The organism is Pelodictyon luteolum (assembly GCF_001622165.1).
Taxonomy (GTDB): Bacteria; Bacteroidota; Chlorobiia; order Chlorobiales; family Chlorobiaceae; genus Chlorobium; species Chlorobium luteolum_B.
The window spans coordinates 1-9,097 of the sequence record NZ_LVWG01000014.1; the positions used below are offsets into that span (position 1 = coordinate 1).

Annotated in this window: 5 protein-coding genes and 1 pseudogene; 5 read left to right on the plus strand and 1 reads right to left on the minus strand. The window is 50.4% G+C overall.

Features of this window, described 5'->3' with window-relative positions:
• From A3K90_RS01485 to A3K90_RS01505, 5 genes are all read left to right on the plus strand, one after another.
• A partial coding sequence (locus A3K90_RS01485; RefSeq protein ID WP_303680826.1) for a vWA domain-containing protein occupies positions 1–637 on the plus strand: 637 nt, incomplete at its 5' end.
• Between the two features lie 65 nt (positions 638–702).
• Entirely contained in the window at positions 703–2,133 is a 1,431-nt protein-coding gene (locus A3K90_RS01490) for a bifunctional trypsin-like peptidase domain-containing/SEL1-like repeat protein (RefSeq protein ID WP_303680827.1), read from the plus strand.
• Between the two features lie 125 nt (positions 2,134–2,258).
• Entirely contained in the window at positions 2,259–2,681 is a 423-nt protein-coding gene (locus tag A3K90_RS01495) for a hypothetical protein (protein ID WP_303680828.1), read from the plus strand.
• 1,141 nt (positions 2,682–3,822) lie between these two features.
• Complete coding sequence (locus A3K90_RS01500) at positions 3,823–4,215, plus strand: (deoxy)nucleoside triphosphate pyrophosphohydrolase (RefSeq protein WP_303680829.1); 393 nt, start codon at positions 3,823–3,825, stop codon at positions 4,213–4,215.
• On the plus strand, positions 4,212–7,127 hold the full coding sequence (locus A3K90_RS01505; RefSeq protein ID WP_303680830.1) for a DUF3427 domain-containing protein: 2,916 nt from the start codon (positions 4,212–4,214) through the stop codon (positions 7,125–7,127). Before A3K90_RS01500 ends, A3K90_RS01505 begins: the two co-directional genes overlap by 4 nt.
• Positions 7,128–7,626: 499 nt before the next feature.
• Here the strand turns inward: A3K90_RS01505 and A3K90_RS10270 are convergent.
• Positions 7,627–8,847, minus strand: a pseudogene (locus tag A3K90_RS10270) (ATP-binding protein).
• Positions 8,848–9,097 lie beyond the last annotated feature (250 nt).

Here is a 9,097-nt window from a genome sequence, read left to right on the forward strand (position 1 = left end):
GGGAGAAGGGTATACACACATCACCGTCATCCTTGACCGCAGCGGTTCAATGGATGAAATCCGCGATGACACCATCGGGGGGTTCAACGCGTTCATCGAAGAGCAGAAGAAGGGGCAGGGCAAGGCCACCCTAACCCTCGTCCAGTTCGATACTGCCGATCCCTATGAGGTGATCCACAGCTTCAGGCTCATCGGGGATGTGCCGGCATTGACGCCTGAAACCTATGTCCCGCGAGGCGGTACGCCGCTGCTCGATGCATTGGGCCGCGGCATCAACGATATCGATCGGTGTGTCCTGGCGTTACCTGAAGCGGAGCGGCCGGGGAACATCATGGTTGCCGTCATCACCGACGGCGAGGAGAACTCCAGCCGGGAGTTCAGAAAGGAGCAGATCGAGAAGATGATCAAGGCCAAGACCGCAGGCGGCTGGACGTTCATCTTCCTCAGCGCCGACCTCAATGCAGTGCATGACGCCGTGCGCCTGGGGTTCCACCAGGAGTCGTCCATCCCGTTCGACAAGAGTCCGGAGGGGGTGTCCTGCTGCATGCAGATGCTGTCGGAAAAGGTGTCCGGCATGCGTTCAGAGCCGAAGGCCGATATGAATGAGCGCATCAGGGAAGCGCGGAAAAGGCTGTGAAGACGAACAACAGGAAAAGGACCCGGGCGGGTTCACCTCTCCCCATAATGCAAAGAAGCACCCCCATGAAGAAGAGAACGGCAGCATTGCTCATTGTTTCACAAGCCGTGTATGCGGGCGGCGGAGTATTCTGGATCCTTTTCGCCATTCTCCTTTCCTGGCCGCTCTCCTCCCTTGCCGCAGAGAGCAAAGCGGCGGAGGTGTTTCAGCGGGTATCGAAAAGCGTGGTCGTTGTCCATGCCCGTAACGACAGCGGGGATGTTCTGGCGAAGGGAAGCGGCGTGGTATTGCCCGGAGGCACAGTCGCGACCTGCCACCATGTCGTGAGTGACGCCGGAAAGATCACGGTTGATTACGCGGGCGGGGAGTATCCCGCCGTTGTCCGGTATTCCGACATGGAACGCGATATCTGTACCCTCACGGTTCAGGGGCTGAAAGCTCCGGCGGTGTCCATGGGGAGCACGGCAGCGCTTGCTGTCGGAGAGCGGGTCTATGCCGTGGGGACGCCGCAGGGTTATCCATTGACGCTTTCGGAAGGCATCATCTCCGGTTTCAGGGAGGTAAGAGGGCATCGCTACATGCAGACGACGGCCCCGATCTCTTCGGGATCAAGCGGCGGCGGCCTGTTTGATGCAGAGGGCCTGCTGGTCGGCATGACGACCTTTTCCATAGAGAATGCCCAGCAGATGAATTTCGCTGCCCCTGTCGAGTGGCTTGCCGCTTTGCCGGAGGGTCGTGCCGGGAGAGTCGAAAATAAAAGGAAGGATGAAATCCGGGGGATACGGGCCCGTGCCGAACTGGGTGATGCTGACGCTCAGTATACACTGGGCGCCTGTTACTCGGAGGGGGACGGAGTCCGCAAGGATCCCGCTGAAGCTGTAAGGTGGTACCGGCTGGCTGCCCGCCAGGGCAATGCCGATGCACGGAACAATCTCGGCTGGGCGTACCGGGAAGGCAATGGCGTGAAGCGGGATTATGATCGGGCCCTGCTGTTGTTCCGTATGGCGGCTGAGCAGAATGAGCAGTATGCACAGAATAATCTCGGCCTGATGTATCAGAACGGCGAGGGTGTGAAGCAGGACAATGCCGAGGCGTTTAAATGGTTCTGCATGTCTGCCGCCCAGGCCAACGGCTACGGCCGGTGCAACATCGGAGAGATGTATGTGAAGGGCCAGGTTGTGGAGCAGAATTATGAAGAGGCCATGAAGTGGTTCCGTCTGGCTGCCGAGAAGGATGGCAATGATGCCGCGTACTGGATCGGCTGGCTCTATGAAGAGGGGAAGGGGGTAGCGGCGGATCCCGATGAAGCTGCCCGATGGTATCGAATTGCGGCGGGAAGAACCGATCCCAATGGCCTGCTCTCAATCGGGGAGATGTATGAAAAAGGCCTCGGGGTTCCGGGCAGCATATCGAACGCCGAAAAATGGTACAGGAAGGCTTGCCGTGCGGGTGAAAAAGATGCATGCGAAAGGCTGAAACGACTGGCCGGGAAATAGTCGACAAGGGGGAGAACCGGGCTGCTTGCTTGAGTATTTACAACAAACCTAAAGGGGAAAAAGCTATGCCAAACGGAGGACCTGATTGTTGCGGGAATTGCGGCTTCAATAAAGCCGTGCAGGAAATGGCGCATCCGCACCCGGACCAGCAGGAGCGGTTCTGGGCCATCTCGTACTGTTCGTTGCGTCACCTGAAGATATCCAACCCGTTCTGGACATACTGCCATAATTTCCGGTATGGAAAGCCGCTGCCTGAACCCGGTGAGCATGTCGCAATTGATGGGCGGGTGTATGGCAGCGGTCTTTATGAAGGCTACGTCCGCATTCCGTGGCATGGGGATACAGAGCCAATAGTCTCAACCCCGTGCACGTGTGTGATATGCGGGAGAAAAACGAAACGCGGAATCAGTGTTGTCGACGAAGGCCAGCCCATCGGGTTCTGCACCAATCGTCACTACATCGATTGGTGGAAAACCAGGCATGACGACCAGAATATTTCCTCCGAAGGGCTGGAGACGCCGGAAGAGTTTTACGGAGAGAAAAAATGAATGATACGGAACAGCCGGCTGAGGCAGGTCTACTTCCGGGCCGGAGTATGGTATGAGTTACTCCATACTTGAAAGGGTCCTGTACCTCATGTCCTTCTACATCGGGCCAATCATGCTGGTTCTTCTTAACTGGAAGCGGCTGAAGGACCCTTTACGCTCCATCCCGAAATCCATTGTGATTGTCTGTTCACTCACAGTTCTTCATTGGTGCGGACTTGTTCTGATCGGGTATCATCAGTGGACTGCTGGCTGCCCTACGTTACCTGGAGATTGTTATACCAAGAACTTTAACCCTGATGTATATATCGTAAAGCCACTTATCGGTCTTAGTTCAATGTTCACAAACATGTTCAGTCTGATAATGATCTTCGTGTCTGTATTTCGATACATCCGCAACAAACGTCCGATTCCATAAGGCTTTGAAGTTCGCTTTGCCAGGCAATATCCGGAGTTCAGGGTTAATCCGGCCGGAGAGATGCGTAAAGCGCTGGAGCAGTTGAGGCGTAGTGATCAATTTGCCGGCCGGTATGCTGAGTTTGTTGATGAACGCGTGTATGGTGAACTTGATGGTCTGTGAAAAGGTGGAGCTTAGTCCGGCGATGATTAGGTTTTGAGTCCATCAATGTAATCGGCACATGCACATCTGCTGTTTCAATATGCATCGATTTGCGAGGCGGCCGGCAACAATCGCCGGGTGTGTACCGATTTTGCTTGCGAACCGCAGAATATCCTCTTTTTTAAACGAGCAGCTTTAGCTGATTGCCTCCACCTGGCTACGGTTCATCAGGCTCTCTTCCGCAAAGGCATTGGTTTTGGTTTCCTTTTCTTTGCTGTCTCAGGTGTATTCCATGCCCTCGACGACAAAGACATCCTTCTTGTTATGCTTGAGGTTATTCGAGGCGGTACCCGATGAATGATTCTGGATTGGTTCGACCGCATTGAGGCAGCTCAAGTGCAGACTGCTATGGGTAGCTACAGCTGGTCTACTGAATCCGTTACCAGAGAGAGGCTATTCCTGCAATAACTGGGTGTGACTTCCTGACACCGTGTACGTATTATCCTGCTTTTAGGGTTGTAATAGACTGTGTATATTCTTTCGAAATATTGGCGTGAAAGAAATTTTTCTAAAATGAAGTGAATTATGATTGAAGTTGTTGCTGGCGTGATATTCATGAAGGATAAGATACTCTGTTTACAACGGGGCCAGGGGAAATATGAGTACATATCCTTTAAGTATGAGTTTCCCGGTGGGAAGGTAGAGATTGGCGAAAACCATGAAGAGGCGCTAACAAGGGAACTCAGAGAAGAGTTGGATGTTGCCGTCATTGTTGGAGAAAAAATTTTGACAGCTGAGCATACGTATCCAGACTTTAGCGTTAGGCTGCATTTTTATTATTGCGAAATGCCTGACGAACAGTTTCATCTAAAAGAGCACCTCGACTATAAAAAGTTGATGGTAAAAGACCTTAAGTCGCTTGATTGGGTAGAAGCGGACCGCGTAATCGTAAATTATTTAAGCAGTACGATAAAATGAGCATCTTTCTGGACAGCCTTCGAGGTTCGATGGAAACAGGTTTTATCGACAGAAGTCATGCTTCAAGGCCGGACTATCAGCCATCATTACTACTGAATGACTCGCGTCGAGGAGTGAAGGTATTGGGTGATGTCCTGAATTATATGTCGGTGTGTGAGGACTTTTGGCTCTCGGTTGCTTTTTTAACCACGAGCGGCATCGCCTCGATTCATAACGCACTCAGGGAGCTAGAGGACCGGGGTGTAAGAGGAAAAATCCTGGTATCTCAGTATCTGAATTTCACCCAGCCTGAAGCGCTGAGAGGCCTGTTGAAGTTCTCGAACGTTGATGCAAGACTACTCGACAAAAAGGATTACCATGGGAAGGGCTATCTCTTTAAAGTGAAAGATGGCTATAGCTTGATAATCGGGAGCAGTAATCTGACAGGAAATGCGTTAAGCAAAAACGCCGAGTTGAATCTTAGGGTGGTAGCCGCTGAGGAAAGTAAGCTAATCAGTGATACCCGGGCACTTTTTGAGGAGGTGTATGAGGATGCTAGGCCTCTAACAAAGGAGCTCATCGATGAGTATGAAATAATCTTCAATCAAGAGCAATACAGTGGTTCGCGCTCCGTGCTTCTCCTTCAGGAAGAGACGGCAGCAATCCTGACGCCGAATTCAATGCAGGTTGAGGCCTTGAGTAGTTTAGGGAACTTAAGGGAAAAGGGGGTTACAAAAGCTTTGGTTGTGTCAGCAACCGGAACAGGAAAGACGGTGTTGGCAGCATTTGATGCCAAGTCATTTGGGGCAAAAAGGGTGCTGTTTGTGATTCATCGGTTGAATATTGCCAAAAAAGCACTTGAAACATTTCAGCGAGTTTTTGGACGTAGCGTTAAGATGGGTCTGTACAGCGGTTCAGAGCGAAATATTGACGCCGACTTTGTTTTCTCAACAGTCCAGACTATTAATAATCACGAGCATTTGAAGCGGTTTCATCCCGAACATTTTGACTATGTGATTATCGATGAGGCCCATCGCTCAGGCGCGTCATCATATCACAACGTGCTTGAGTACTTTACTCCTGGATTCTTACTCGGAATGACAGCAACCCCTGAAAGAACTGATGGATACGATATCTTTTCATTGTTTGATCATAATATTGGGTATGAAATACGCTTGAGCAAAGCAATGGAAGAAGATCTCCTGTCCCCCTTCCATTATTTTGGTGTTGCTGATATTACCGTGGATGAAATGCTGCTAGACGATACGGCTGACTTTTCTCTCTTAGTCACAGAAGAGCGGGTTGATAGGATTGTTGAGGCGGCAAATGAATATGGGTGTGATGATGGCAGGGTTCGCGGCCTGGTATTCTGTTCAAGGGTAGAAGAGGCGGAACGCCTTTCTGTGGAATTTAACAGAAGAGGGTATCGAACTGTTGCGCTCTCAGGAAGGAATTCAGAAGAGGAAAGAGAAAAGGCCATGGACATGCTTGAGGCTGATGGCGATAATAGTCGACTAGATTATGTGTTCACCGTAGATATTTTCAATGAAGGTATTGACATCCCGAGAGTCAATCAGATCATTATGCTTAGGCCCACCCAGTCCGCAATTATTTTCGTGCAGCAGCTTGGCCGGGGATTGCGAAAAGCTCATGGAAAGGAGTACCTGACCGTCATCGACTTCATTGGGAATTATAAGAACAACTATATGATTCCCATTGCATTGTATGGAGATGTATCATTTAACAAGGATATTCTCAGGAAGTATCTTTCTTCAGGCAGTGCGTTCATCCCTGGGGCCAGTACCGTAAATTTCGATAAAATTTCAAAGGACCAGATTTTCAAGGCTATCGACTCGGCAAATCTCCAGCAGAAAAAAGGCCTGATTAATGATTATCAGTTGATCAAATATCGGCTGGGCCGAATGCCTTATATGGCAGACTTTCTGGACTTTAACTCGAGAGATCCCTTCCAGTTTTGTGAGTATTCTAAGTCTTATTACGGTTTTGTTCGTTCGGTGGATAAAGACTTAAAGATTGAACTTCCCGAGAATGACTCGAAACTTCTTGAGCACCTATCGCTCGAAGTTAATAATGGCAAAAGAGTTGAAGAGAGTTTGATTCTGAGGCGATTGATTGCACAGGAATCCTTTGCTGTTGAAGACCTAAAGGATGAAGTGCGCTCCTTATTTTGTTACGACGTTGACGATGCATCGGTTTTATCTGCAATTAACATGGTTAACCTTGTTTTTGTTACTATGCAGTCTGAAGGCAAAATCGTTCCGATTGGAACTGTTCTTGGTTATGACGTGGCGGTGATGAAGTCTGGTGTGGTTGAAAGAGGTGAGTCACTTTCGAGAGCCCTCAAGTCATTCGTTTTTAGGGATTTTCTGCTTGACTCTGCAGAGTACTCTATCCGTTCATTCCATGTCAAATATGCAAAAACTGATTTTGTCGCCGGCTTTTTACGATATGAGAAGTACTCTCGAAAGGATGTGTTTCGCGTTCTGAATTGGGCGCAAAATCCTGTGGCACAAAATGTTGGCGGGTATATAGTAAGTACTGATAAGACGAATTGTCCGATATTTGTGAACTATGAAAAACACTCGGATATTTCGGATTCAACAAAATATGAGGATGAGTTTATTAACCCATCTGAATTCGGTTGGATGTCTAAGAGTCGCCGTTCCTTGCAGAGTCCAGATGTTATGGCAATCCGAGAGTACAGGGAAAACGGCATGCGCCTTCCTCTTTTCATTAAAAAGAATAATGATGAGGGGCTAGACTTTTACTATATGGGAGATCTTACTCCCGAGGATGCCGGATTTGTGCAAGACACAATGGCCTCAGGTCATTCGGTTGTAAGAGTGTCCTTTAAGTTGGATAAACCTGTTGAGGATAATCTTTATCGATATCTTACGGACACGGTTATTTAGTGCTGTATTGCACCACGCTCACCCTCCCGAAGCTCACCCAGTTCAGAATTAGCCCTTTTACGGGTTTGTCTGGTCTTGCTGTAGCTAGTGCGTCGGCATAACTGCGGACTGCTGTAGATAGATGTTGAAGCGCTCTTCGGTCCGTCCTTCTGCATTCTAATTTCAAGAGGTTCCTCTTGAAGTCGAGATCTTCGGATACCAGTTCACGGGGCTGTGATGGATGTCTTTTATTCAGCCAGTACGGTTTCAAGTGAGCATCCCCATATTGATTCTCTCCTCCCAGTCGGATACCGCGGGGGGGGGAGGACGGGGACGACGCAGCCCTCAGCCTACGCCATAAGTTTCGGCTAGGTTCCGGCGGTGACGCAGGACAATGCGCCCTCTTCAGCGAGCATGCGCCTGAGCTTCATTGATTCGCTCTTGAACTTTCAGTGCGGTGGCGTTGATGGCGCTGTCCACCGTGCTGCAGGCCGGGGGTGTCAGCATGAGGCATTCCCTTCTAAAGCATTGCTGCAGGCACGGCATCGATGCCCGCGGTAAAGGGAACGTTCATGGGTGCAAGTGATATGAGGCATCCGTGGCCGATCGGGTACTTCAGTGTCTTGAGTGCCCTGAAGTGGCGAATGGCATCTTTTCCGGGACTGGCGGATTTCTTTATTTCAATGGGATAGAGCGTCCCGTCCTGGTGAATGAGCAGATCAACTTCATTGGCGTCCTTGTCCCGGTAGTAGCAGAGGGGAGCGTGCCTGCCGTTGTGCCACCAACTTTTGATGACTTCTGTCACCACCCACGTTTCCAGAAAAGCTCCTGACATGGCTCCTGCTTCAAGTGTCGCGGGGGTCGACCATGCGGTCAGCCATGCTGCGAGTCCCGTGTCGAGAAAATAGAGCTTGGGCGTTTTGAGCAGCCGTTTGTTGAGATTGGTGTGCCATGGTTCGAGAAGGTATACGATACCCGATGTTTCAAGAATTGACAGCCACCGTTTCCCTGTTGCATGGTTGATGTCGCTGTTCCGGCATAGATCCTGAATGTTGAGCATCTGCCCTGTGCGTGCAGCACAGGCTCGAAGAAATCTCAGGAATGCGCTTTCGTCGCCGACATTTGCCAGATCCCTCACGTCACGCTGCAGATAGGTCTGTACGTATGAACTGTAGAACAGATCATGATCTGCCGGACTTTCCTGATGGAGGGCGGGAAAGGAGCCGGTCCAGATTTTCCTGTAGAGTTCGCCGAGCTACAGCGGTGGAGCGCTCCTTCTCTCCTGCAGCAGTTCCGGTACCGGCAGGAATGGCCCGGCGAACGGATCGTTTTTGAGCTCCCTCTCTGAAAATCCGAGCAGATTGAGCACCGCGACACGTCCTGCGAGCGATTCAGTGACGCCTTTCATAAGGTGGAACTGCTGCGAGCCCGTAAGCCAGAACATCCCCGGCTTGTTTTCGCTGTCCACAGCCATCTTGATGTGCGCCAGAAGATTTGGAGCGTACTGGATCTCATCAATGAGGACCGGCGTCGTGAACCGTTGCAGGAACAATGCCGGATCTTCTCTGGCAAGAGCCCTCTGCATCGGGTCATCGAGCGTGGCATACATTCGCGCCTCCCCTGCCAGATGCCTCAGGAACGTCGTTTTTCCTGTTTGACGGGGCCCGGTCAGCAGCATTACCGGAAACTGGCGGCTGGCCTGCTGAAAGAACCGCTCAAGAGTTCTCGTTTTATAAATCATTTTTCGGATATTCTTATAGTCTGCTATAAGAATAGTCGAATTATGGTCATCGTGCAAGTGATGCCGGGCTCTTCTCCATAGAGAAATTCCTCATAACAGAAACGGAGTCCATAAAGCGGGACCGGCATGTTCGTCAAGGGCTGGTTCTTGATCCCTGAAAAGCTGTAACTCGATAAGGTCCGATCGATCCTGCCTGTATTGATCAGCGTGGATGCAGTAAGGAGAGGGGAGTCCCTATGTGTTAACATAG

Coding starts and splice junctions, on each gene's coding strand:
- A3K90_RS01505 (WP_303680830.1), top strand. CDS start 4,212: ATGAGCATCTTTCTGGACAGCCTTCGAGGTTCGATGGAAACAGGTTTT.
- A3K90_RS01490 (WP_303680827.1), top strand. CDS start 703: ATGAAGAAGAGAACGGCAGCATTGCTCATTGTTTCACAAGCCGTGTAT.
- A3K90_RS01500 (WP_303680829.1), top strand. CDS start 3,823: ATGATTGAAGTTGTTGCTGGCGTGATATTCATGAAGGATAAGATACTC.
- A3K90_RS01495 (WP_303680828.1), top strand. CDS start 2,259: ATGGCGCATCCGCACCCGGACCAGCAGGAGCGGTTCTGGGCCATCTCG.